The organism is Paenibacillus sp. P46E (assembly GCF_001909095.1).
GTDB lineage: Bacteria > Bacillota > Bacilli > Paenibacillales > Paenibacillaceae > Paenibacillus_AQ > Paenibacillus_AQ helianthi.
The window spans coordinates 68,981-93,758 of sequence record NZ_LVYZ01000055.1; the positions used below are offsets into that span (position 1 = coordinate 68,981).

Below are 24,778 nucleotides of genomic sequence, written 5' to 3' on the forward strand. Positions count from 1 at the left end.
TCAGCACATTTTGCCAAAGCTTGTTCTTCAACAGCCCGCCTGTAAAAATGGGAGTGGTAAGCCACCACGGATACAGGCGGGTTGTTAGGGTTTATAACGTTTAGGAGAATGGACAAATCTTATTGAATTACAATATCTCGTCCAGCTCAGCCAACAGACTTTTCTTCAATTGTTCCAGCACTTCATCGCTTGGTTTGGCATTCTCTGCATACATAATTTCCTTTGGCGTACGCCATACGGGTGAATGGGGGTTCGGTTCGCTTAACCTTCTGGGGAAAATATGCCAGTGCATATGGGAATCGCCGTTCCCAAGCAGCTCATAATTCAGTTTGTTCGGCTTGAACGCCCGGTACACCGCTTCAGCAACCTTGCTCATTTCAATGAGAAATTTCTGTTTGAAGTCGTTATCCAGTTCATGAAGCTCACATTTGTGTTCCTTACAGAGAAACAGGGTATACCCTTCGAAAAATTGATGATCTCCAAGGACCACATAGCCTGTTTCAAGTTCGCGTACTAAATATGGGTTCGTCCCCGCTTCTATCATCCCGATCCGCTGGCAAATCAAGCATTCTTCCATGAATGAAACCTCCTGAGTGTACTTCTGTCCATAGAACAGGGAACTCAATCTCAATCTCCTACGAACGTTTATAGATCTCCCGCATGACATGTCTTAGCTCAGGGATGATCAACCGCTCCATAGCGAGCTTGATCGCACCAGTTGAACCGGGCATGGAGAAGACTGCTGTGCTGCCGATGGTACCGGCAATCGCCCGGCTGAGGATAGCTGCGGAGCCGATGTCCTCGGTGAAGCTGAGCAGCCGGAAGATTTCTCCGAATCCCGGGAGTGTTTTGTCCAGTAAGGAAGCCACAGCCTCATAAGTGGTATCCCGGGGAGAGATTCCCGTTCCACCGGTCAAGAGCACGGCTTCGATGCCTGAGTGAACGGAGCTTTTATAGACCAGCTCGCGGATATCTTCATAATCGTCCTTGACGATCGTACTGCCGATGACCACATATCCTGCTTCTTCGAGCATGGTTCTGATCAGCGCGCCTCCGGTATCGGTTTCCTGTGTGCGGGTGTCCGAGACCGTAATGACATAACAGGCCACACTTTGAGGCGCTTCGCGCCGGTGTTCATCAACGGATGACAAGCGAACCAGCTCCTTCTTCATCAATTTATCAATGTATTCCTCATGATAGGGGATTGAGTTAGCAAAGACAAGCTGGAGGGGGCTGATTATGGACACTATACTTCAGCTGTTGCCTTGCACCGTAAAGGCACTTGTAGTACACTCGCTACCATAACGGAAATTTGTCAGGGAGAGATGAAACATGGAACAGGCTATGCCAGTTTATATATTATCTGGATTTCTGGGAAGCGGCAAAACAACATTACTGCAGCGCCTATTGGACCACTGGAAAGGCCTGGGGCTCAAACCCGCGGTAGTGATGAACGAGTTGGGTGAGGTGAATCTGGACGGTCTACTGGTAGAGCAGTCGGTCCCGATGGCGGAAATGCTCGGCGGTTGCATCTGCTGCTCCATCCGCGGCGATCTCAGCACAGAGCTTGCTACGCTGATTAAGAAAGAGTCGCCCGATGTTGTTGTTATTGAAGCGACCGGTGCGGCGAATCCGCTTGAGATTGTAGATGCAGTTACTGAAATCTCATTGTATCAATTGGTGGAGCTGAAAGGTCTGATCACTGTAGTGGATGCTGCACATCTGATTGAGCTGTACCGCTCCCAGCAAGGTGCCACTTACCGGCTGATGCAAGAGCAGATCCGCTGCGCTTCAGTGCTGATTCTGAACAAAACCGACCGGGTGACGAAGGAGGAAGCGGAAGAGGTTACTGAGATTCTGCGCAAATGGAACGCTTATGCGGAAATCCTGCCTGCGGTCCGCTGCGCGCTTGATCCAGAAGAGCTGCTTGATGGTCTTGGCGGCATTCATACCGAAGCCCGCTTCGGGGAAGGCGATGAGCTTCAGGAGTCAGAAGATCAGGATCTTACAAGTAAGGATACTCAATTGACGGGTGCTTCACATTCCACCCATGACCATGTGATGGCGTATACCCACTATTTCAAACGTCCAGTGAACAGCGAGGAATTCGAACAGTTTATCAAGGAGCTCCCCAGGGATGTCTACCGTGCAAAAGGGATTGTTACCTTCAGTGATACCTCCAGCCGGTTTTTGTTCCAGTATGCCTATAGAGAGGCTGATTTCATGAAAATTACCCCTCAGGGCGAAGTGCCGGATGTGGCGGTATTCATCGGTGAGCACTTTGCTTCCAGTGAACTTCGGACCCGACTCCTCCAGCTGGAGAAGCGTATATTGGCTAGACCCGCGGCTGTAAAGAGAAGTTTGTAGGGGAATTCCTCCAAGCAGGAGAATGGTTCGTTCCTATTCTTGCAGGTTAATACATAGGCATACCCTATAAAATTGCAGGAGGTAAAAGGCTATGACCCGAATTCAATATCAGGAGTGCATCGATGCTTGTATTCAAACCATGAACGCCTGTAACTATAGCTACGTCGCAAGCCTAAAAGAATACGATCTTGCCTCACTTCGTGAGAGCATCAGGCTGGACAGGGAGTGTGCGGATATTTGCTCTTTTGCTGTCCAGGCCATGACCCGTCAAAGTCCATTCGTTGCAGAAATTCTCCGCCTGTGCGCTGAAATTTGCGAACGTTGTGCCGATGAGAGCAGCAAGCATGTACATACCCATTGTCAGGGATGTATTGATTCCTGCCGTGCCACTGCTATCGCCTGCCGGTTGATCAGTGGAGCAGTAGAGGTATACGCTTAATCCTGTTTCCAATCCCTTTATATAAGGTTCTAGCTGAGTTATTCCAAAACCAGAGGCTCCAGCAGTCCATACTGTGGGGTTCTGGTTTTTTGTTGTAATTATGAATCATTTGTCAGGTTTAAAAGGAGATCGAAGCTGCCCCGGCGAATTTATGGTATGAAGAATGTGAAGAGGAGGATATAGCGGTATGACTCTTACAGGGATCGGTACAAGCCAGCAGTCGGACGGTCCATTTGTGCCAATTATTGAGCTGAGCCGGGCCACGAAGCTATATGACCGACGTCCTGTGTTGAGTGAGATATCCTTGCTTGTGGAAGGTGGAATGGCAACGGCCCTGATTGGCCGGAATGGATCCGGTAAGAGCACGCTGCTCTCCATTCTTGCCGGATTGACAAAGTTATCCTCCGGGATCATAGTGCGCAGCGGGCGCAGGGGTGCCACGGGGTATGCCCCTGAAGCTTTTCCGGGGCTAAAGATGTCAGCAGAGCATTATTTACTCAGCATGGCCAGGATTGCGGGACTTGCATCTGCAGAAGCGGAAGCCAGAATGGCAGAATTGCTGGAGATTTTTCATCTGGAAGAGTTTCGCAGGCAGCGGATGGACGGGTTTTCCAAAGGAATGCTGCAAAAAGTGAACTTAATTCAAAGTCTGATTGCACGCCCGCAGCTGCTGCTGCTCTACGAGCCGATGTCAGGACTTGATCTTCCCGCACAGCATGCACTTATCGGCCATCTGAAGGAGCTGAAGCGCGGCGGGACGGGATTGTATTCTCCATCCATGAGCCGCAGACGATTGAAGCTCTGGCTGACAACGTACATGTCCTGCATGCTGGCAGAACGGTTACAACCATCCATAGCCAAGAGGAAATGCGGGTGACACCCGCTGTTTACATAGTTTGCAAAGGCATTTCAGAGCAACGAAAAGCAGGGATTATGGACATACCCGGGGTTACTTCCATACATGCACTGGAGGGTACACCGGGGAATTATTTAGCAGCGACTCTAGAGATTGCAGCGGCAGATAATTATCTTCGCCACATCCTGCAGGCAGAAGGGTCAGTAGTATCAGTAGAACCTTGCGGCGGTTTAAGTGCTGGTGGTCTGGAGCAATGGATGGACCCCAAACCAGTCAAAGGGGGAGCAAAGGGATGAGGTGGATTGTTTTTTATATGCTTCGCAGCTATACTGCTTCACAGCGGTACTTTGGTCCTGTTGCGTTTACAATCATTGCTGTGCTGCTCCTTTATTCCTATAAACCTAATCCTGTGATGAACAGCTTTGCCGCCACAACGATTATCCTGTTTGTAGGTTCTGCCTGGTTAGGGTTAAGCTTGTTGAATCATGAGCACCCGGTGCAACGGCAGGTTTCAATCGTTCAGGCAAGGAGCAAGCTCCGATATAACACCGGTACTCTCCTTACCTTAGGCGCGTTGATCTTGCTGCTTGATCTGCTGGTTGTGGGTTATCCGGTGCTTACAGGACAATTTGATGAACCGGCAGGTCTATACAGGATAGTTATCGCATTCGCCGGGCATGCGCTCCTGGGATTGCTGGGTGTGACGATATCCTTGTACCTCCAGGCTTCCTGGGTAACCAAAACGAGTTATGCCGCGGGACTAATGCTTACAGTTGTAATTTTATCCATTGGCAGCCAGAAGCTGAGTGAGCTCATTCCAGGTCCCTTCGTTTATATTCTGCTACCACCGTCATATCCGGTTATGGATGCCCTAATGAATGCGGATGATTTGCCCCTTATACAATTGCTGGGTGTTTTCATGCATGCATTGATCTATATTGTGCTGTTCACTGGATTCAATCTATACCGCTCCAGCCGTATGGATGACAGCAAAAGCTTATAATGATGTAAAATACTAGACAGAAAGAGGAACGGGAGGAAAGATGAAGGATACACACCTACCGGAGAGTGAACAATCCAAAGAGCTATTTGCTTATTTCGGCCTAGCTGTCTACTACTGCCAGGCACTGGAGCAGCAGTTAACTAACCTGCTGCTACTAACGAAGCTATCTCAGGGAGAAACGCCTACAGAAGCAGATCTTGCTGAACTGTATCAGCGCAAGCTCAGCAATTCACTCGGCCAACTCATCAAAGAAATCCAGCATCACTTCCCTTTTTCGGAAGAGGAAACCAACCAGCTTCAGGCTGTATGGAAGCAGCGTAATCATATTGTACACGACTATTTCAAAGAGCGAATTCAGGAGACATTCACACCTGCTGGCAGAGCACATATGATCCGTGAACTAAAGCGTTTCAAGAATAAAGCCCGCAGGCTTGAGATCAAGCTACAGGGCTACTGCACTGAGATGTACAGCAAACTGGGTCTTGAAGAGGAAAAGCTGATTTGAATAGGGGGATTATTGTTGGAAGCGGGATTCCAGGGCCTGAAGCCCATTGCTCACCGCCACTCCGGGAGCGAACCGGATCGATGAGGCCCGCGTACACTTTGCAAGCGCATCTAGAGCGGCTGTAAGCGCAGGGATCATCTCTGCGCTCAAGCTCATATCCGCTTCCCACCACCAGCGCAAAATGTTCAGTACACCATTTTTATTGTCCATTACCGGTTCGAAGCGCGCAATGAAACGGTCTCCGTAGAGCAGTGGCAGCACATAATAACCGTACTCTCGTTCAGCAACGGGTTTGTATACTTCCCAGCGGTAAGTGAATCCGAACAATTGCTTGATCAGTTCTCTGTCCCAGAGCAGATTATCTAGCGGAGCCAGTGCAGCGGCGAAATCAACGCCGGCTTCGTTATGATTAAGAGTATCGCCGTCTGCTAATATCTCTTCCAATACGTGGGCATCTGAGGTCCGCATGTATAGCGGAAGCTTCAGGCCATCGACGCGGACCTCGCGGAGCGAGTCCCTGTGCAGCAACCGATCGATTGCGGCTGTCCGTTCCTTACTCTTCAAGCCTGCGATCCCCAGCCAGCCGTCCCCGGATTTGTTCCACTGCAGGCCGATGCTGCCTATTCTGCGCAGCACATACCAGTCGTAGTACTGCTCAAAAGTCACATTAGGGTCCTCGGTACTGAGCAGGGGCTCTGGTAGCAATTTTGCCGTGAAATCATAATAACGGCGAGTGTGTATGCGGTGATGTACGGAGATTTCACCCCAGAAATACATACTCTCCATAGCCGCACGGGATAGCCGTGCCGGAGCCCAGGCCCAATCAATCTTATCTTTGCTCTCCAGATCCAGTGAAGAGAGGGGGCCGCGCCCGATCAATTCTTCTCGTACATGCGACACCATAGCTCCGAGTGCCTCATTGCCCTGATAGCGTTCTGCAGCCATATCTCTGCGGCGCTGAAAGTACGGCCAGTCCTCCGTGCAGTAGATCGACATATTCTTGTCCCAGCCGTCGACCAGAAGTCTGTCCTTGTAGAGCAGCTCAGAGGCAAGCTCAGGGACAAACCCCGGAATCCGCGCCTGCAGTACGAGCTCATGATTATGACCGGCAATTCGGAGCGGATCATATTGAATGCAGCCCACATGGCGGATGAAGTCGTAAATGGCAGCCTTACCATGAGCTGAGCCGCCGGAGACTAGCCGTTGATGCTGAAGCAGGAACTGCCGGGCTTGCCGCTTACTGAGCGAATAAGTGATCATTGTTTCCACCCCGATCTTACGTATTGCTTTCATTATACGGAACAAACGTTCCCTGCACAAGCATTCAAAAGCCCCTGATGCGATAGCTCTGCATCAAGGGCTTTTTTTGGTGGGCTTCATCTTAGAGAACGATGCCCGCGCTATTAGACTTGTTTTATGGATGGCTGTAGGACTGCTTCTAACCGGTGATCCGGACCGGGAGCCGGAAGCTCTGAGCCTCCCCCAGCACCGAGCTGCAGCTGATACATGCGGAAGTATCTTCCGCCGAGGGCCATTAATTCATCATGGCTGCCGCGCTCAACGATCTCTCCCCGGTGCAGAACCAGAATCTGGTCCGCACTGCGGATGGTGGAGAGGCGGTGGGCAATGATGAAGGTAGTGCGGCCCTTCTTGAGCACTTCGAGCGCTTCCTGAATCAGACTCTCTGTTTCCGTGTCGATATTGGAGGTGGCTTCATCCAGGATCAGAATCGCCGGATCAAAGGATAACGCTCTGGCGAATGAAATCAGCTGTCGCTGGCCTGCCGACAAGGTGCTGCCTTTCTCGACCACCGGCTCGTCGAAGCCTTGAGGCAAATGAGCCAGCAGTTTATCTGCACCCACTTCGCGCAGTGCCCGTTCCACACGTTCACGTGAAATTCGCTCATCTCCAAGACTTACATTTGAAGCGATGGTGCCAGTGAAGAGGTAAGGGTCTTGCAATACAATACCCATGTGACTGCGCAGCCACTGCTTCGGTATGCCTTTAACCTCCTCTCCGTCAATCGTAATGGTGCCGCGCTGCGGATCATAAAAGCGGAACAGTAAGTTGATGATCGAGCTTTTGCCGGATCCGGTATGGCCTACAAGGGCCACAGTCTCACCGGGACGCGCTTCGAAGGAGATGTCCTTCAGGACGAAGTCTTTTTTATAGGCAAAAGAGACATCCTTGAATACCACATTTCCTTTGTAACGCGGCATACTTCCATCGGTGACCGGTTCACCGGGTTCATCCATCAGCGTGAACACCCGCCCCGCAGAAACCATGGAGCTGTCAAGGTTGGCAAGCTGGTTGACCATCCCGGTAATTGGCTGAAACATCCGTCCGAGTACATCAACAAAAGCATACAGCACACCTAGTGACACAAAGGTAGAACCACCCAGACTGCCGAAGCCGAAGTACCACAGGACGAGCACAAAGGAGAGGCTGCGCAGCGAATTCACCAGATTGTGGGAAGTAAAGGCGTTCAGATTCAGCATTTTGTTCTGATATTTCAAATAATCGTCATTGAGTTTCTCGAATTCTTCCTTACTCTGCTTCTGGCGGCGGAAGATACGGATGATTGACATCCCCTGAATCGATTCATTGATAATGGCGTTAATCTCACTAAGGCGTGATCGGATAATGGTATTGTATTTGGTGGCAACCTTGCGGTACAGGATGATCCAGAGAACCACAATCGGCACGATGAACAAGCTTACCAGGCCAAGACGGATATCCAACAGGAACAGGGCTACGTACACGCCTAAGATATTGATAATCCCTGTGCTGAAGTTAGACAGTACGGCAATGAACAAATCTTTTACCGCTTCCGTATCATTCGTCACCCGTGACACGACTTTGCCGGCAGGCAAGTTGTCAAAAAAGTAAACCGGCAGCCGCTGGATGTGCGCATACACATCGGTCCGCAGCTTACGGATCACCTGATTGGCCGAGGATTGCAGCCAGTAGGTTTTACCGAATTCCGCAAAGATCGAAATCACCAGGAACAGGGCATACAAGCCTACAAGCTCGTAGATTCCAGGTAGTTCGGGTTTGTAAAAGGAAAACAGTTCGTCCGCCGACAGCTTCACAGCCGGGTAGACAGCTTCTGAATCTCCATGCTTGATATATAGTGAGCCATCACGGTAGGTCCGCTCGCCGTCAGGCTGCGCTACCGGTTCATTGATGAAGTAGAAGGATCTGCCTTCCTGAAGCAGGCGGACCTCCTGGCCTTTGGCCTCACCCGGCGCAAAACGGTCACCGCGTTTGTAGTAGATGTTGTTATATTCAGCTGCTTCGTCGGATGAAGGGGTCTGGAAGTAGGGCTTCTCGATGCCCAGCATGTGGTTATCAATCATGCTCTTGGCGATAAAAGGGCCTGCAAGCTCAGCCGCCACTCCGATAGTAAGCAGCAATAGGGCTGCGATAAAAGTCTTTTTGGCAGTTAAAGCATACTGCAGCAGGCGTTTGCCTGTACTCTGTGTCAACGGTGACACCTCCTAAAAGTTTGTAAGCGTATTTTGATGGAGTTCACTACGTACAAAACTCGCTTCGTAAGCATACGCTTAAGTTTTGTTGTATTGCATCTTGGATGGACATAACCCATTATTCATTGGTCAGGTTGTTCTCTACCTGCTGCCGGTCGAATTGCTCACGGTACCAGCCGTTCATGTCCAGCAGCTCCTGATGGGTCCCGCGCTCGGTGATCTGTCCATTATCCAGTACGACAATCAAGTCGGCATGCTCAATCGCGGACAGGCGGTGTGTCGAGATTAATGTAGTTTTACCAGCCCGTTCCTCACGGATGTTCTCAATAATTTTGGCTTCAGTCCGTGCGTCAACGGCGGATAGTGCGTCATCCAGAATTAGAATGTCGGGATTGGCAATAAAGGCTCTGGAGATCGATACCCGCTGTTTCTGCCCCCCGGAGAGGGAGACACCGCGTTCACCGACCAAGGTATCCAGACCGTCGGACAAGGTACCGAGATCGTTCTGGAATGCCGCTGCTGTGATTGCATCCATAATGCGGTCATCGCTGGCTCCGTGGTGACCAAACTGGATGTTTTCACGTACGGATTTGGAGAATAGAATCTGTTCCTGCGGTACATACCCCATCCAGCTGTGAAGCTGATCCAAAGCAATCTGCCCAATAGGCACATCCGAAATCAGAATTTCCCCTTGGCCTGTCGGATATTCATGCAGCAGCTGCTTGAGCAGGGTGGATTTACCACTCCCGGTACGTCCGACAACGCCAAGTGTCTGGCCTTGGGTAAGCGAGAAGCTGACCCCGCTGAGATTATCGATCGTTGAGGAAGGATAACGGAAGGTTACGTCCTTTAATTCGATAGTGGCGGGCTGAACCACAGGAACCGGATAGGGAATATCCTGCACATCCGGTTTTGAATTCAATGTTTCGTCGATCCGTTCCAGTGAAGCGCCGCCGCGCTGCATAATGTTGATCAGCTCACCAATGGCGAACATAGGCCAGACGATCATCCCGAGATACATATTGAAAGAGACCAGGTCTCCCAAGGTGATCTGGTTGCGGAAAACAAGATAGATCCCATAAGTAAGAGCGATAATGTAACTGAGTCCGACGCACAGCCGGATGGTTGGCTCGAAGAAGGAGTCAACCCGTGCTACGGCCATATTTTTGCGGTAGACATCTTCCGTAATGTCGCTAAAACGCTTCTCGTCATGCCGTTCCTGTACATAAGCGCGGATGACGCGAATACCGGATACTGACTCCAGCACCTGATCGTTCATATCTCCGAAAGCATCTTGCGCCAGACTGTAACGGTCATGAATGGCTTTTCCGTAGAAGATCATAGCGATCGCAATAAGCGGCAGCGGCAGTACAGCCGCAAGGGTCAACTTCCAGCTGACGAGGAAACCCATGGCGAGCAGCACGACAGTGAGAAAAATGGTTGAATCGACAAGTGTAAGCATCCCGAAGCCAACGGTTGCCGAGACAGCCCGGATATCATTGGTGGCACGGGCCATCAGGTCACCCGTACGGTTGCGTTCAAAGAACGAAGGAGTCATGGTCATCAGGTGATTCATGAATCGGGAGCGCAGAAGACGCTCTACCAGGTTGGACCCTCCGAAAAGCTTGTGCATCCATATGTAGGTGATCCAATAGATAATCAGCAGCATGAGAACAATCATGCCAATGTACTTCATGAGTGAACTTGCGGTGATTGAACCGCTGACAATGTCATCAATGGCATTACCCAGCAGGCGGGGGGGCAGAAGCTCCAGAACACCGGCAACAATCAGTAAAATAAGTCCAATAGCATAGCGTTTTTTTTCGCGGCGGAAAAACCAGCCGAGATTGCGGAGAACGGAGAACAAGGGAAATCCCTTCCTTTCGTGTTGAAATGATTGTCGGCTTTTAAGAAACGCTCAAGACGGTAGTGATTAATGAAAGTGGCAACTCTTACCAGCATACAAAAAGGCATACCATCCGGTAACGGATGATATGCCTGTAATTTACATCAGCTATCATGTCCACGGTGCTGTAATGCAGCACAGAGACATGGAAGAGACTTGCCTAATTTGATTTCACACGCTACGCATAACGCGCATGAATCTCAGGAGGTTTCCACTGCTGGGGCTGCTTCGGTATTCAGTTGAGTATGCGTGCCGACAATAGTGAGGAAATATACAGGTACAAGGTTAAACACCGCGCTCACCCCTTTCATTAATTTTGGTAATAACTTGAAGACGATTCGTTATGTTCCGAGTTTATCACCCGGCCTGAAGAATTGTCAAATGTAATTTTGAATAATTTTCGAATAAGCTGTAGAATGATATCCGCTTAAATGATTTGGAATATCGATATAATTTCAGTATGATTAGTATATACAGGAGGTGCTAAAACAGATGAAGATGGAAATCAGCAAAGATGCCGCCGCCTGGTTCAAGCGGGAACTATCACTTCAGGACGGGGCTTATCTCCGTTTATTTCCCCGCTACAGCTCAGGAGGAGGACTGCATCCAGGCTTCTCGCTGGGGATTGCAGATGAGCCTCCTGGCCGTCCTGCTGTGCAGACGGATCAGGCGGGAATTATTTTTTATATGGAAGAGCAGGATCTGTGGTATATGGAGGGTTATAGCCTGTCCATTGTGTATTCGGAATCCGAGGATGATATTGACTATGTGTATAAACCTGAGGCGGTAGCGGGGGTTCAGAACGAATGATGCAGCGGGGATACTGATATGGACAAAAAGCCCTTGCCAAAAGGCAGGGCTTTTTGTGTGGCGGCTAGAGCGGGAGGAGCTTAGTGCGAGCTGCGGAAGGTTTCTTCCTCCATGGCAAAATCAAAATCATCAATATCAAACACCTGAACAGGGACACCACCTTCAATGATGCGCTGAATCAGCTCGAATTGATCGGTTAGAACCGGCACTTTCTCCCTCTGTGAGGTCAGCAGCAGCTCCGTTTCAATGGGATCGAACGTTTCTCCATACGTTGCGTTATCGACACTGTTGATAATAGTGACTAGTGCGTGGCTTCCCAGCAGGATGCCGGAGCTTTTGGCCCAGGGGATGTTCAGACAGCGGTTGATTTTTTTGGAATTCAGCGGCTCCTCGAAATAAGCAATAAGCTCGCGGATTTTGAGCTTCACATGCTGGTCATCCTCCGCATGGCTCATCAGAGGTTCGTCGCTGTCCCGCAGTTCGTATAATTCCATCACGGTAGTGTAAGGCACTATATATTCTACGGGGCTCCGCGGAATGAGAAGCTGGCCGTAAATCGCCATCATGACGGCTTCGGTCACAAATTGTCTGGACATCGTTATCCTCCTGAAGTTCGGGTACTGCTATTTAGAGTTGAACGCGTACCTATGGACTTAAAAATATAAAAACACTGTGGAACGAAAATGTCAACAGTACCCAATCAACACGGTAAAGAGAAAGGACGCTACTTCCTGTGAAGCAATGGAAATCTTATTATACTTTTGTACGGCCCTACATGAAATGGATTGTCCTCACCCTGTTCATCGGCATGATCAAGTTCAGTATTCCGCTTACCCTGCCTCTTATTCTGAAGTATGTGGTCGATGACCTGTTGAACAATCCGGCGCTCACGGTTGCAGCGAGAGTATCGAAGCTTATGACTGTACTCGGGGGCTCACTTGTGCTGTTCGTGATTATCCGGGGTCCGGTAGAGTATTACCGCCAGTATTTTGCTCAGCTGATTACCAGCAGAGTGTTGTTTGACATGCGTAACAGACTGTATGGACATCTGCAGCGGCTCTCGCTTCGCTATTACCAGAATACTAAAGTCGGTGAAGCGATCTCCAGATTTATCAATGACGTTGAACAAAGTAAAAATCTCGTTGAAGTCGGCATGATGAATGTCTGGCTGGATATGTTCACACTGGTGTTCGCCCTGGCCTTTATGTTCTATCTGAATCCGGTGCTGGCCCTTGTATCGATTGCTATACTGCCACTGTATGGCATTGCAGTGAACACGCTTTACAAGCGTCTTAAGCTGCTAACTAAGGACCGTTCCCAGGCGCTTGCGGCGATTCAAGGGTATTTGCATGAACGGATTCAGGGGATTGCGATTATCCGCAGCTTTACTATGGAGAAGGTGGACAAGAAGCAGTTCGAAGACATCAATGGTAAATTCCTGGAAAAGGCGATGGCCCAGACGCGCTGGAATGCAATTACTTTTGCCATTATCAACACCCTTACAGACATCGCGCCACTGCTGGTAATCGGGTACGGGGGGTATCAGGTTATTCACGGCAGTTTATCGCTCGGGACCTTTGTGGCGTTCTTCGGCTATCTGGACCGGATGTACGCGCCTCTGCGTCGTCTGATCAATTCCTCAACCGTGCTGACCCAAGCGTCCGCATCACTTGAACGGGTAATGGAGCTTCTGGATGAACCTTATGATATCATCGATGAACCGGGTGCCAAGCCACTAGTGGCGCCATCTGGAGCTATAGAGTTCCGGAAGGTGTGGTTCAAATACAACGATGAGAATGACTGGGTATTGAAAAATATTGAACTTCGCATCGATCCGGGACAGACAGTGGCTTTTGTCGGGATGAGCGGAGGAGGGAAATCCTCTTTGATCAGTCTAATTCCGCGATTCTACGATATTACAGAAGGCAGTCTGTGCATGGACGGCCAGGATGTTAGAAGTCTAACACAGGAGAGCCTGAGGCGGACCGTAGGGATGGTGCTCCAGGATAACTTTCTCTTCAGCGGCTCGGTGCGCGATAACATCCTTTTTGGCAATCCCGTAGCGGGGGAGCAGGAGATTGTCGCGTCTGCACGGGCTGCGAATGCTCATGATTTCATTATGCAGCTGCCGGATGGGTATGACACGGAGGTGGGAGAACGCGGAGTGAAGCTATCCGGTGGACAGAAGCAGCGCGTCTCTATCGCACGTGTTTTCCTGAAAGATCCCAAAGTGTTGATTCTTGACGAGGCCACTTCAGCACTTGATTTGGAATCCGAGCATCTGATCCAGCAGGCGCTGCAATCGCTGGCTTCGGAGCGTACTACACTTATTGTGGCTCATAGGCTATCTACGATCACCCATGCGGATCAGATCGTCGTTTTGGAGAATGGGGAAATTACCGAACGGGGAACTCATGAGGAACTTATGGCGCTTGACGGGAGTTATGCCCGGCTGTTTAATGTACAGAGGTTGGATGCTTAAGGTTGTGTAAGTCAAGACGAAGCGGTCCCTGTGGGGGCCGTTTTTTTGTGAACTTGATCTTTCCAGCAAAACCGTTGCATTTCGATTATAGTTACAGTATACTGTAACCGAAACACTTGAGTGTAACTTTTTGTGATAAGACGTTTTATAACGGGGGATGAACCTGATGAATGTGTACACCGGTAAGCAATTGGCTGATATTCTCCAGCAGGAGGATGCGGATATAAATTTAAGAACGGTCCGGTATTATACTCAGATAGGGATGCTGCCGCCCCTGGAGCTAGTGGGGAATAAAAGAGTATATACCGACAGACACTTGGAATCTTTGCGGGCGATTCTGACCTTATCCAAGAGCGGCGAGTCCCTGGCGGATATTCAAATGAAGCTGTCTGCGCTCACTGCCGAGGAAGTTGCCAGCATCGGTGCCCGGCTAAGGTTCTACCAGCCGGAGCACATTCTGCAGCACGAGACGCTGGTGATTAACGAAGATGTAATGCTCACGGTAAGTCCGCAAATCACACCGCAACTGAAATCAGAGATGATTGAGGCTGTGACCCGGCTGCTGAAAGGAGAGAACAAACAATGATTGAAAATTCACTTCCGCTGGAGATCCGCTTCGCCAAGTCCTTTCTTGAGCATGAAGAAGGAATGAATCATCTGTGGATCCGCCTGGCCCCGTTAACCGGTGTGAAACGAGCAGAAGTCCGGCTGCAGCTTCCCAAGGGGATCTACTGGACTGGAGCTGCCGGAGAATACCTTGTGGGTGCAGACCGTCAAATTATCCTTGAGTCCCTGCAATCACCAAGCGAGTTATTGCTGGAGATCTATACATTACAGCCGATTGGCTGCGGATGGACAGAGCTAATAATAACGGTGTCCTGTGTGGAGGAAAGTGGCGAGGAACGGGAATATTCACTCCCTGTTCCTCTCATGATCTCAAATGAAGAAGAGGCGGGTCTGCCCCTTATGGATGATGAGATCGTCCAAAAAGTAAAAGAACATTATCCGCATAACACTAAGCATTCTAATCATCATGGGAATAAAGAGCTGCTAGACTGTACACCTGGAAGGCAAATTCGTTATGATCCTTATTACCAGTCTGAATTGGAGAAGAAGTACAGGGTTGAAGGATACCATTAATCTAAAAAAGGCTGCGGACGCTTTTGAGCGAACCTGCAGCCTTCTTGGTAATCGCAGAGTAAATTATTATCCTCTTCCGATCAGCAGCGACAAAATCCCGGCAGCGATCAGCGGTCCTACGGGAACTCCTTTAAATAAAGCTACTCCGAGTACGGTCCCGATCAAAAGACCGGCAATAATTGTAGGCTGACTGCCCATAAGAAGAGCTCCCCGGCCTCCAAGATAGGCCACCAGGATGCCGACAGCAATTGCTGCAAGCGACTTCCAATGCAGGAAGGAGTGCCAAATGGTATCCAGCGAGATTTTACCGCTGGCCAACGGAGTCATCACACCGATGGTCAGGATGATAATTCCGACCGTCAGACCGTACTTTTCCAGCCAGGGAAAAGTCTGTTGAAGTCCAAGTACCCGCAGCAGCAGCAGAACAACCATTGCGATAGTGATGGGTGAATTTTTACTGATAATGCCCAGTGCTGCAAATCCGAGAAGTAATAAAGAGGTTATATCCATAGCAGGCGGCACACTCCTTTTTTTCTAATATGCCCAATGCTTTAACAACCATTTAGATCGAGCTATGCGTATTTTTATGAGGCGGAACTTACTCGGCCAGACGTTTGGAGACGATATGATCCGCGATCAACTGACCGTGCCCGCGACCGGTTTCGATGAATACCTCATTGGCATTGCGTCCGGAGGCAATGACCCCTGCGATGTAAAGTCCGGGTACATTACTCTCCATGGTAGAGGGATTAAAGGCCGGTTTATCTTGGCTATCGTCCATGCTTACACCAGCGGAGGAGAGTAACGTCCTGCTGGGTCTAAATCCTGTTAAGGCCAGCACAAAGTCATTATCCAGTTCAGTTACATCGCCGCTGTGGCTAGTGATGATTACTGATCCTGGAGTAATTTCAGTCACCCGTGACTCGACGTGCAGAACAATCTTCTCCTTCTGAACCATGCTCTCGAAGATCGGACGAACCCAGGGCTTAATATTCTCAGATATGCTGGCTCCCCGGTACACCATATCCACTTTGGCTCCAACGCGTACGAGCTCCAGTGCAGCATCGACAGCAGAATTACTGCCGCCGATTACGGTTACCTTCATCCCCGTATAGGGATGGGCTTCTCCAAAATAATGGGTAACCTTGGGAAGCTCCTCTCCTGGAATTCCAATCAGGTTCGGCTGGTCAAAATATCCTGTAGAGATCACTATGTTGGCAGCCGTCCGGGTAAGAGTTTCTCCCCGTTTGTTGCAGGTATGTACGGTAAAGGTCCCATCTTCCATTGGTTGAACAGATAAGGCTTCCTCGTAAGCGGCAATTTCCAGACCATGCTGTTCCGCAGCGCGCCGGTAGTAGACCAGAGCTTCATGGCGGAAAGGTTTGTCATTGGGTGAGGTGAATGGAACATTTCCGATTTCCAGCAGCGCAGTGGTGCTGAAGAATTGCATGTTGGTCGGATAGAGATAGATGGAATGGACAATGAAATTCTTTTCGATGATCAGGCTGGACAATCCTTGGCGTTGGCATTCAATAGCAGCGGACAATCCGCATGGACCTGCACCGATTATGATGACATCTTTCATTAAGCTTCAAGCCTCCCGAATAATAACTTGCTTTTCTATAAAGCGTACCCTAAATTTAAAATTTTCGCCATTCTTCCCGTAAATCCGGGTGATAGCACTTGCTCCAGTCCATGGAATGAGATATAATTAGATATATATCTAAACTATATTCGTCCTGTGAATTTTGGATAATTGTATTGTATAGGAGAGTGCCCTCATTGCAGCTTGATAAAATTGTAAATTACCACAAAGCTTTGTCTGACCCGACACGTTTACGGATTCTTCTGTTGCTGTCCAAAGGGGAGGTTCACGGGCAGGCCTTGGCAGAAAAGCTGAATTTGTCGCAACCCACCGTGACGCATCACGCCGCGAAACTGCGGGAAGCCGCGCTAATCACAGAGCGTAGAGACAAGAACACAGTATATTTTATGCTGAATCCCGAGTTTATTCAGGCCGGTTCGGAGGCATCACTAAAGTTTATTTTTTCCAAGGGGGTGGAAGATATGGAGAAAGAGTCGCCAGATACAAGCCTGAAGGATTCGGTGCTGCGTAATTTCTTCGCCAAAGACGGACGTTTGCGGCAGATCCCCGCTCAGTACAAGAAGAAGCTGATCGCTCTGCAGTATATGGTCGAAAAGCTGGAGCCGGGCGTAGTCTATACGGAGAAAGAGATTAACGAGTTCATTAAACCATTTCATGAAGACTATGCAACCATTCGCCGCGAGTTCATTATGCATCAATTCATGTACCGGCAGAATGAACACTATGAACTGAATCCGCCCGAGTTGTGGACACATTGGGAAAATGTCAAATAATGATCTAAAGATTGGGTATTTTCTGTGACAAAAGACAGGCAAGCTGATTAAATGTCTGAATAACGAATAAAATGGAATTGTAAGCGTTATCTGACATATACTTCGAAAGGAGACTTTCAGTATGATATTCAAGCGCGCCAAGAAAAATACGTCCACTGTCCCTATCACTGTTACCTTACCGCAGATCAAGCAGGCTGTAAGGCAATTTGAAGAAGATATGCCCGCTCCAATCAACCGTACGGCTCTATTATTAGAGGATAAAAGCATTGATCTAAGCCGGCTTACCCGTTATTTAGGCGGTATACCCCAGCAAAAGTTTTATATGTCCCGCGAGACCTTTGAGATTTTTGAGGAAGCTGACAAGCTCGTGCCTTATTATCTGGATTTGGTCCAATCAGCTGTAGATAACTATATCAGTGATACCGGCAAGCTCCCGCTGATTGAGGATGCCTGGCTGCCTGAGGTGCATTACCGGCTGCTCGCCAGTGAACGGTATCTGAAGGAAACTCCGCCTTTTCCCTTATATATTACCGAAGAGGAAATGATGCTTACGCATCGGCCGGAGCATTTTGAATAACGGGATACGAATCCGCGGACTGTTCAGTTGAAGAGGGATAAGACCTCTTTTACCGGAATGGTCTTTTCTTTGCGCGTTCCCCCATAGTACAATGGATTTCTGACTGGATACGGAATGAAATTCAAGGAACAAGGGGAACTGGAATGAGAAAAGTACAAGCTTTGCTGTTTGATCTGGATAACACGTTAATGGACCGCGACCATACATTTCGCAGCTTCATCCGGAAGTTCGTGCAGGATTTTCTGGGCCATTTGGAGCCAGGAGAGGCAGAGCGGGTTGTGGAGGACATCATCCTCAGAGATGCGGACGGATACCGGGATAAAGATGGTTTTTTTGCCGAATTAAGTGACGTACTGCCCTGGCAAAAACCACTATCAGCTATAGACATACGTGCTTATTATGACAAGACTTATATTACTCACGGAGCGCTTATGAAGCATGCTGCCCATATTCTGGAATATTGCCGGGAGCGCGGATATATCCTGGGTTTGGTGACGAACGGCAAGAAGGATATCCAATATGGCAAAATCGATCTGCTTCAGCTTCGCGGTTACTTCAAGGCGATCGTGATCTCAGGAGAGGTTGGGATCAGCAAGCCTGATCCGGAGATCTACCTGCTTGCACTGGAAAGGCTGGGTGCAACCGCAGAAGAAACCTTGTTTATCGGGGACCATCCGGTGAATGATATCTGGGGAGCAGCCAAGGCTGGAATGCAGACCATATGGCTAAAACGCAATCATCCGTGGGATGAACAGCTGGATGCCCATCCTTGGAAAACCATTCATGAGCTGGATGAACTGAAGACTATAATATAGCGGCATATGATTGCGGGGTTGACAATATAATGCAGCTCCGTTTATCATTACACCATATTAGTTCGGAAGGAGACGATGTTATATGACAGTTTATACGGTTACTTCGTTATCGGTAAATACTGCTCAGGATACGTGTCTTCCGGGAACAGCGGCTGCAGTGTAAGGATTGCAGCTTAGCAGGCAAGCTCTATGATGCCTTATAGAGCCGCCGGGAACCGTATCGGTTCCGGCGGCTTTTTTGCGTGTGTATATTGCAGCGTTTGATTTTTGCTGTAATGCCGCGCACGGAAATTACTGGACTGTCCCTTCACAGGGGAGAGCCCGTACTTTTCGTATATGCTTTTATAAGCAATTTCTTTGCCAAAGGCAAAAGAATTGCTATGTGAGAGCTGCCGCCGGAATGAGGATTCCGGCGGTTTTTTTGTGTTCCGGGAAGTATGTGAAAGAGACAGTATCAGTCAGGTTGCATTTAAAAATTCAAAACAAAAACATTCAGGAGGCAATAATGACAATAGAACAATACGGCTGGAACAAGAGCTGGCAGAGCAAGTGGAATGATAAACTTAATGGATATGAAGGGAAGGAATATGTACCGGGAAGAATTATCGGGGACTTCGGCAGCAAGTACCGCGTGATGGCAGAGACCGGGGAAACTTGGGGCGAACTGGCCGGCAAGCTTAGACACACACTGACGGACTCCGGGGAATATCCGGCCATCGGCGATTGGGTGGTTCTGGTGATGCAGGATGGCGGCGAACATGCCGTGATTCATGGGGTCTTGCCCCGTCATAGTGTAATCTCCCGGAAGGTAGCAGGAAATACGCTGGATGAGCAGATCGTAGCCTCCAATGTTGATACATTGTTCCTGGTCAGCGCCTTGAATGATGATTTCAATGTCCGGCGGATGGAGAGATACCTGATTATGGCTTGGAACAGCGGGGCGAATCCGGTCATTTTGTTAACCAAAGCTGATCTCTGCCAGGATGCGGAGAGTAAAATCGCGGAGATGGAGCGGACGGCGCCAGGTGTAGCCATCCATGCAGTCAGTGCTTTGCTTGGGGACGGGCGGGAAGAACTGCTGCCATATATCAGCCCAGGGCAGACCGTAGCTCTTACCGGTTCCTCAGGCTGCGGCAAATCAACGATGGTCAACTGGCTAAGCGGCCGTAATCTACAGCTTACCCAGGACGTAAGAGAAGGAGACAGCCGGGGACGGCATACGACAACCCACCGGGAAATGTTCATTTTGCCGGATGGAGGAATCATTGTGGATACTCCAGGAATGCGTGAGCTGCAGCTATGGGAGGACGAAGGCGGACTTGATCTTGCCTTCAGCGATATCAGCGTACTTGCCGCCGGATGCCGTTTCAGTGACTGCAGGCATGATCAGGAAGAAGGCTGTGCTGTACTTGCGGCTGTGGCAAGCGGGGAACTGGATGAGAAACGGCTCTGGAATTACCGCAAAACCCAGCGTGAACTGCAATATCAGAGCAGCAAGGAAGTGAAGCAGAAGCGGAAAACTGCTGCTGCTGCAACGAAGGCGGGAAGCAGCCGTACCCGGAATTCAAGCTGGCGCCGTGAGCTGGACGATTTATGATCGAAGGTTCTGCATAGTACGAAAGGGACCCTTGCAGCCGTTGAACGGCTGCAAGGGTCCCTTGATTTTTGTCTGGCGGAAATGGCTAAATTAGCAGCCCGCCAAACTATATATAAATAAAAGTCCGGATGATGTGAAAGAGGAGATATCTGTAAAAAGTGCGGATACTTAAATTCTTACCGGACTTTTAACGCTGTCTCACCATTTAGAACGATGCAGCTGCAGATTTAGCCAATTCCAGGCCGTTATTGATAATTTCTGCAGATTGCTGCGGATTCTGGTTGTGTCCTTCGATGATCACCTGAGTAGTTTCCTTGAAGCCCCAGAAGTTCAGCATGCCTGCTACATAATTCACAGCCATTTCTGCAGTAGCAGCTGGACCTTCAGAATAAACGCCGCCTCTGGCATTCAGGATTACTGCTTTTTTGTCAGTCACCAGACCCACTGGACCTTCAGCGGTGTATTTGAATGTAATGCCAGCTTGGCTCAAGTAGTCGATGTACGTATGCAGCACAGCTGGAACAGTCAAGTTCCACAATGGGAAGGCAAACACTACTTTATCTGCAGCCAGGAATTGATCAATATATTTTCTAACTACAGCAGCGCCGGCAGCTTCTTCAGGAGTAGCTTCATAGCCTTGACCAGCCTTGTACATCCCAGTAATCAATGTGTTATCGTAGTATGGAAGTTGTTCAGCGAACAAATCAAGCTCGGTAATTGTGTCCTGCGGATGAGTTTCCTTGTAGCTTGCCAGGAAAGCGTTATACAGTTGAACACTTACTGCTTGATCTGCTGGACGGTTATTTGCTTTAATGAAAAGTACATTTGACATTATGATTTCTCCTTAAGTTTCGTTTATTTATTAACTAACGTTAATATAGCATTTAATTATTTGTTTGTAAATATCCATAAGATAAAATTTTTTTTATTCGACACCAAAGTACTTTTCTTTGCACAGCTACCACATCTCCGGGCATGTTGAATGGTTTTGGGTACTGCAACCCAATATATAGTATTTGCAGTATTCACAAAATTTTTAAGCGTTTTTAGGCCGGGTTTAAGGAAACGGGGTCCCGGTTAAATAGGAGTTACAGGGGATCAGGAAATGATTTCCTCTCCGACACAGCTGTAAAGGAATCCAAACAAAGGAGCGATTGACATGTCCATTGACCGTTTTATAATAAAAAAATTGGACAGCTGTCACGAAGAGCATACCCGGCGTAACCTAGTGAAGCTGTTCAAGCTGCGGATTCAGAAAGCCGAAAAACAAGAGAAAACCATTCTCCATCGGATCAGTTAGTCTCACGTCTCACTCATAAGAAATACTGCCCAATATATACAGCAGAGCATGTTCCTTGAATAAGGATCGTGCTCTTTTTCTTGAGGTGAACAAAAAAAATCCCTCTATTAATAGAGGGATAATGCCAATGAATCATTTTCACTGTAACTGTGCAATATAGCTTCAGAGCCTTTAATTTCGATACTAATCAGAGAATTCAAACATTTCTGCAGGGCGCTTTTGCCCTTTTGAATTTTGAGTTCCAGCGTACTGTTAAGCAGTCGAAGTACTTTTTGGGTGGGCTGTTTGTTTTCTGTAGTGAAGTACACAGGTACAATCTTGTTCTGAAAACTGATGAGCATTCTCATTGAAATCACCTCGCTACAAGTATTTCATGTTATTGATCATACCCTTACTTTCTTAATTTTACCTTAAAATTAGCTTATGATAACATAAAGATTACAAGTTTTATAGCTTAAGCCTTTTCCGGGAAGGAAATATTGATGTGAATAACCATGATACGTTATATTTAGCGCATTTTCTGTTCCCTGAAACATCGGGTGATAAAAGAGTTAAGGAGGTACTGCAAAAAGGAGTCTTAGCGGACAGGATATGCCGTTTGGAATTTAGCGAAGGGGATTACACACAGGATTTATGCCTGCTGGCCTACAAGGACAAAGTGCATTTATCCTATCTAAAAGACCCCGATGCCTTCAGCTATGAGCTTAAGACACCGGAAGAAATTAAACGAGCTTGCTATTATCTGATGAACTGCTTTCAACAGACAGCCGACATGGGTCAGGAAAGCCCAGCCCTGTTGATGTCAAGACGCAAGTATGAGGAACTGCAAAAACAAGCAGGCACCTGTACATTGTATTTTTTGTCTGAACGACTGGCAGCAGAGACAGGTGATGTTGTTCATTCTCACTTGTTGGCTAAGGCAATGAAAAGTCCCTCCGCCACCAGTGAGCTTAGGTTCTGCACACGGACAAAAGGTTCCTGGTCTTTTGAACGGGCTTCCTATCTTGAGGATATTGCCGATAGCTGGCTGATACGGATCAGTTCCAGAGTTTCGGAGGACTGGCTGATTGCTGCACCGTTCACCAGACCACAGATATGCTCTGCATTACATAAATGGTTAGTTAGGCCATCACAAGTATTTACTCCATAATGACAGAAGTGTAGGGTGGAATTGTGAGTGTTGCCTGATTCAGGCGGGCTGTGCCAGGAATTACTTTTATAATCTTCACATACGGATGTTTGCCGGTTCCCGGACGGATCGCGATGGACAACGATTCACCTGTCAGGTTATGGGCAACCAAGATTTGCTGTCCTGAAGTAATCCGCTCGTAAGCCATAACTCCTGAATTACCAGAAGGATAATCACGGATGTCTCCATCCCGCAGCGCCGGGATTTCACCCCGAATTGAAATGAGCTGCCGGTATCGTTCGAGCAGTGAGTCGCTATTATTCAGCTGACTTTCTACATTAACACCGGTCTTAGCATCGTTGTTGCTTCCAGGTTCCCAAGTCGTTTGTCCATTGGCCGGTTGGCCTGCTGCCCAGCGCATGGGTTCCCGGATACCTTCGTCCGGTTTGACACCAAGCATTCCAATCTCCTCACCATAGTATATAAAAGGGTTGCCGGGCAAGGTCAGTAGCATGGACGCAGCCATTTTTGCATGCTGAGGCTGGTTCTGCAGCTGGCTCATGACTCTGTTCTGGTCATGGTTGGTCAGAAAGGTTGCGTCTGTGAAAGCATTACCTGAGAGCTGGGAATATAGTTTGTAGGTTCGTTCAAGTGTAAAGGCTACGCCGCTGTCTTTCTCTGTTTTGGCAGAATTTATCAACGATTCAGCTAATCCGAAATTAAACCCTGAATTGAAGGCATGATCCAGATAAGCTCCCACGGAAACTGCGGAATTCTCCCACACCTCACCCACGATATAGGCCTCCGGATTCACTTTACTCATGGACTGACGGAATTCCTGCCACCAGGCAACGTTTTTTGCCGTTGTGGCTGCACTTTTATCTGATAACAGATCCTCATATATGTGTTTTGCAGCATCCAGACGGAAACCGTCCACCCCTTGCTTCAGCCAAAACGTTCCGATATCTTTCATCTCGCTCCGGACTTGCGGATTATCGAAGTTCAGATCCGGCATACCATCCCAGAAGGTACCCATGTAATGGCTGCCTAAGAGAGGATGCCACGGATTGCCGCTGCCCGCCGCACTTGTTCCGCTTACAGGACGATGCTGGTCCTCCGCCCAAACATACCAATTCCTGTATTTTCCCTCCTTATTTTTGGCGGAGTCCACGAACCATGGATGCATTCTGGAGGTGTGATTAACTACCAGATCCATAATGACCTTTATCCCACGCTTGTGCGCTTCTGTGAGCAGATTCTTCATATCCTCTATAGTTCCGTAATCAGGGTTGATGCTTCGGTAGTCTGTAACATCATAACCGTGATAGCTGGGGGATGGATTTATCGGCATCAGCCAGATGCCCCCGATTCCGAGATCGTCTTTTGTCGCAGGATTACCGTCATTGAGATAGTCAAGCTTCTCAGTGATCCCCTTAAGATCGCCAATACCGTCACCATCAGAGTCATAGAAGGATCGGACAAAAATTTCATAAAAAACCGTAGAGGGCTGTTCATCAACCGCCGTAGAGGAGCTAACGGATGAATGGGATGGGGAAGCCGGTGAAGCAGATAAGGAGCGGGGGGAAGCAGAGGGCTTAGTCGAAGCTGAATGATGAGGTGAAGCACCGGCTTCTGAGGCGCGGCCTCCAGAACATCCGGCAAGCAAAGCGGCAGAGAGGCCCGTGATGGCAGCTACAGACAGAAGGCACCGAGCGCCGGCACTTTTAAATAAATGAATCATAAGAGGATTCCCCTTTCAAACGGATAACAACTTTAATATGTATTTAAGTAAGCGCTTAATAAATATAATAGTAGAAAAATCGTTTAAGGTAAAACGTTTGCACACATTGAAAACGATCGAATAACAAGTATTCACTTGAATGTGAAGCGATTAAGCTGAATTATCTATGATTATCTCTCTATTTTTCCGTTTATCACAGTTTATTTAATGATTTTGAAGCATCACCGAAAGGAACACTTGAGTA

General features: G+C 48.5%; 27 protein-coding genes. 16 read left to right on the forward strand and 11 right to left on the reverse strand.

Annotated features, from left to right (window positions below; all coding sequences use genetic code 11):
- Nucleotides 1-127: 127 nt before the first annotated feature.
- Together A3849_RS20830 and A3849_RS20835 are read right to left on the reverse strand one after the other, a co-directional pair.
- Nucleotides 128-577, reverse strand: coding sequence for an HIT family protein (locus A3849_RS20830; RefSeq protein ID WP_074113145.1), 450 nt, complete (start codon nucleotides 575-577; stop codon nucleotides 128-130).
- 58 nt (nucleotides 578-635) lie between these two features.
- The gene (locus A3849_RS20835) at nucleotides 636-1,172 is read right to left on the reverse strand and encodes a MogA/MoaB family molybdenum cofactor biosynthesis protein (protein ID WP_074113146.1); all 537 of its coding nucleotides are present in this window, start codon (nucleotides 1,170-1,172) and stop codon (nucleotides 636-638) included.
- Nucleotides 1,173-1,332: 160 nt separating this feature from the next.
- On the opposite strand from A3849_RS20835, the gene A3849_RS20840 reads away from it, so the two are divergent.
- The 6 genes from A3849_RS20840 to A3849_RS20865 all read left to right on the forward strand — a co-directional run bounded on the left by A3849_RS20840 (nucleotide 1,333) and on the right by A3849_RS20865 (nucleotide 5,170).
- On the forward strand, nucleotides 1,333-2,367 hold the full coding sequence (locus tag A3849_RS20840) for a CobW family GTP-binding protein (protein ID WP_074113147.1): 1,035 nt from the start codon (nucleotides 1,333-1,335) through the stop codon (nucleotides 2,365-2,367).
- 91 nt (nucleotides 2,368-2,458) lie between these two features.
- Nucleotides 2,459-2,806: a four-helix bundle copper-binding protein gene (locus tag A3849_RS20845; protein ID WP_074113148.1), complete on the forward strand. Its 348-nt coding sequence runs from the start codon at nucleotides 2,459-2,461 to the stop codon at nucleotides 2,804-2,806.
- Nucleotides 2,807-2,993: 187 nt separating this feature from the next.
- The gene (locus A3849_RS20850; RefSeq protein ID WP_074113149.1) at nucleotides 2,994-3,683 is read left to right on the forward strand and encodes an ATP-binding cassette domain-containing protein; all 690 of its coding nucleotides are present in this window, start codon (nucleotides 2,994-2,996) and stop codon (nucleotides 3,681-3,683) included.
- A 56-nt stretch (nucleotides 3,684-3,739) separates the two neighbouring features.
- Nucleotides 3,740-3,958, forward strand: coding sequence for a hypothetical protein (locus tag A3849_RS20855; RefSeq protein ID WP_143191877.1), 219 nt, complete (start codon nucleotides 3,740-3,742; stop codon nucleotides 3,956-3,958).
- Nucleotides 3,955-4,665 carry a hypothetical protein gene (locus A3849_RS20860; RefSeq protein WP_074113151.1) on the forward strand — a complete coding sequence of 237 codons (711 nt, stop codon included), beginning with the start codon at nucleotides 3,955-3,957 and terminating at the stop codon, nucleotides 4,663-4,665. Before A3849_RS20855 ends, A3849_RS20860 begins: the two co-directional genes overlap by 4 nt.
- 40 nt (nucleotides 4,666-4,705) lie before the next feature.
- Nucleotides 4,706-5,170 carry a hypothetical protein gene (locus A3849_RS20865; protein WP_074113152.1) on the forward strand — a complete coding sequence of 155 codons (465 nt, stop codon included), beginning with the start codon at nucleotides 4,706-4,708 and terminating at the stop codon, nucleotides 5,168-5,170.
- A gap of 9 nt (nucleotides 5,171-5,179) precedes the next feature.
- Here A3849_RS20865 and A3849_RS20870 read toward each other — a convergent pair whose 3' ends face one another.
- The 3 genes from A3849_RS20870 to A3849_RS20880 form a co-directional block, all read right to left on the reverse strand.
- Entirely contained in the window at nucleotides 5,180-6,430 is a 1,251-nt protein-coding gene (locus A3849_RS20870; RefSeq protein ID WP_074113153.1) for a DNA glycosylase AlkZ-like family protein, read from the reverse strand.
- Between the two features lie 143 nt (nucleotides 6,431-6,573).
- Complete coding sequence (locus A3849_RS20875) at nucleotides 6,574-8,658, reverse strand: ABC transporter ATP-binding protein (protein WP_074113154.1); 2,085 nt, start codon at nucleotides 8,656-8,658, stop codon at nucleotides 6,574-6,576.
- Nucleotides 8,659-8,776: 118 nt separating this feature from the next.
- A complete protein-coding gene (locus A3849_RS20880; RefSeq protein ID WP_074113155.1) occupies nucleotides 8,777-10,525 on the reverse strand; it encodes an ABC transporter ATP-binding protein in 1,749 nt (582 codons plus the stop codon).
- Between the two features lie 531 nt (nucleotides 10,526-11,056).
- On the opposite strand from A3849_RS20880, the gene A3849_RS20885 reads away from it, so the two are divergent.
- Nucleotides 11,057-11,374, forward strand: a complete 318-nt coding sequence (locus A3849_RS20885; RefSeq protein ID WP_074113156.1) for a HesB/YadR/YfhF family protein — start codon at nucleotides 11,057-11,059, stop codon at nucleotides 11,372-11,374.
- An 80-nt stretch (nucleotides 11,375-11,454) separates the two neighbouring features.
- Here the strand turns inward: A3849_RS20885 and A3849_RS20890 are convergent, their stop codons facing one another.
- The gene (locus tag A3849_RS20890; protein WP_074113157.1) at nucleotides 11,455-11,970 is read right to left on the reverse strand and encodes an ADP-heptose synthase; all 516 of its coding nucleotides are present in this window, start codon (nucleotides 11,968-11,970) and stop codon (nucleotides 11,455-11,457) included.
- A 137-nt stretch (nucleotides 11,971-12,107) separates the two neighbouring features.
- On the opposite strand from A3849_RS20890, the gene A3849_RS20895 reads away from it, so the two are divergent.
- The 3 genes from A3849_RS20895 (at nucleotide 12,108) to A3849_RS20905 (ending at nucleotide 14,996) form a co-directional block, all read left to right on the forward strand.
- A complete protein-coding gene (locus A3849_RS20895; protein WP_074113158.1) occupies nucleotides 12,108-13,856 on the forward strand; it encodes an ABC transporter ATP-binding protein in 1,749 nt (582 codons plus the stop codon).
- A 166-nt stretch (nucleotides 13,857-14,022) separates the two neighbouring features.
- Nucleotides 14,023-14,442, forward strand: coding sequence for a MerR family transcriptional regulator (locus A3849_RS20900; protein WP_074113159.1), 420 nt, complete (start codon nucleotides 14,023-14,025; stop codon nucleotides 14,440-14,442).
- On the forward strand, nucleotides 14,439-14,996 hold the full coding sequence (locus A3849_RS20905; protein WP_074113160.1) for a hypothetical protein: 558 nt from the start codon (nucleotides 14,439-14,441) through the stop codon (nucleotides 14,994-14,996). The genes A3849_RS20900 and A3849_RS20905 overlap by 4 nt, the downstream gene beginning before the upstream one ends.
- A 66-nt stretch (nucleotides 14,997-15,062) precedes the next feature.
- On the opposite strand, the gene A3849_RS20910 is transcribed toward A3849_RS20905, so the two are convergent.
- Nucleotides 15,063-15,506 (reverse strand): DUF441 domain-containing protein, encoded by a 444-nt coding sequence (locus A3849_RS20910; protein WP_074113161.1) that lies wholly within the window; start codon nucleotides 15,504-15,506, stop codon nucleotides 15,063-15,065.
- Nucleotides 15,507-15,594: 88 nt separating this feature from the next.
- Nucleotides 15,595-16,581: a YpdA family putative bacillithiol disulfide reductase gene (locus A3849_RS20915; protein WP_074113162.1), complete on the reverse strand. Its 987-nt coding sequence runs from the start codon at nucleotides 16,579-16,581 to the stop codon at nucleotides 15,595-15,597.
- Nucleotides 16,582-16,778: 197 nt separating this feature from the next.
- Between A3849_RS20915 and A3849_RS20920 the strand changes: the two genes are divergently transcribed.
- From A3849_RS20920 to rsgA, 4 genes are all read left to right on the forward strand, one after another.
- Complete coding sequence (locus A3849_RS20920; RefSeq protein WP_074107143.1) at nucleotides 16,779-17,375, forward strand: DUF2087 domain-containing protein; 597 nt, start codon at nucleotides 16,779-16,781, stop codon at nucleotides 17,373-17,375.
- A 121-nt stretch (nucleotides 17,376-17,496) separates the two neighbouring features.
- Complete coding sequence (locus A3849_RS20925; protein ID WP_074086214.1) at nucleotides 17,497-17,952, forward strand: DUF3939 domain-containing protein; 456 nt, start codon at nucleotides 17,497-17,499, stop codon at nucleotides 17,950-17,952.
- A gap of 143 nt (nucleotides 17,953-18,095) precedes the next feature.
- Nucleotides 18,096-18,767, forward strand: a complete 672-nt coding sequence (locus A3849_RS20930; protein ID WP_074113163.1) for an HAD family hydrolase — start codon at nucleotides 18,096-18,098, stop codon at nucleotides 18,765-18,767.
- Between the two features lie 505 nt (nucleotides 18,768-19,272).
- Nucleotides 19,273-20,364 carry a ribosome small subunit-dependent GTPase A gene (gene rsgA, locus A3849_RS20935; protein WP_074113164.1) on the forward strand — a complete coding sequence of 364 codons (1,092 nt, stop codon included), beginning with the start codon at nucleotides 19,273-19,275 and terminating at the stop codon, nucleotides 20,362-20,364.
- Between the two features lie 205 nt (nucleotides 20,365-20,569).
- On the opposite strand, the gene A3849_RS20940 is transcribed toward rsgA, so the two are convergent.
- Nucleotides 20,570-21,196 (reverse strand): FMN-dependent NADH-azoreductase, encoded by a 627-nt coding sequence (locus A3849_RS20940; RefSeq protein WP_074113165.1) that lies wholly within the window; start codon nucleotides 21,194-21,196, stop codon nucleotides 20,570-20,572.
- Nucleotides 21,197-21,523: 327 nt separating this feature from the next.
- On the opposite strand from A3849_RS20940, the gene A3849_RS33025 reads away from it, so the two are divergent.
- The gene (locus A3849_RS33025; protein ID WP_178382761.1) at nucleotides 21,524-21,664 is read left to right on the forward strand and encodes a hypothetical protein; all 141 of its coding nucleotides are present in this window, start codon (nucleotides 21,524-21,526) and stop codon (nucleotides 21,662-21,664) included.
- A gap of 107 nt (nucleotides 21,665-21,771) precedes the next feature.
- Here the strand turns inward: A3849_RS33025 and A3849_RS33650 are convergent, their stop codons facing one another.
- Entirely contained in the window at nucleotides 21,772-22,011 is a 240-nt protein-coding gene (locus A3849_RS33650) for a hypothetical protein (RefSeq protein WP_074086218.1), read from the reverse strand.
- A 137-nt stretch (nucleotides 22,012-22,148) separates the two neighbouring features.
- Between A3849_RS33650 and A3849_RS20950 the strand changes: the two genes are divergently transcribed.
- Nucleotides 22,149-22,814, forward strand: a complete 666-nt coding sequence (locus A3849_RS20950) for a hypothetical protein (RefSeq protein WP_074113166.1) — start codon at nucleotides 22,149-22,151, stop codon at nucleotides 22,812-22,814.
- Here the strand turns inward: A3849_RS20950 and A3849_RS20955 are convergent.
- A complete protein-coding gene (locus A3849_RS20955) occupies nucleotides 22,804-24,534 on the reverse strand; it encodes an alpha-amylase family glycosyl hydrolase (RefSeq protein ID WP_083613610.1) in 1,731 nt (576 codons plus the stop codon). The genes A3849_RS20950 and A3849_RS20955 overlap by 11 nt on opposite strands.
- Between the last annotated feature and the right edge of the window lie 244 nt (nucleotides 24,535-24,778).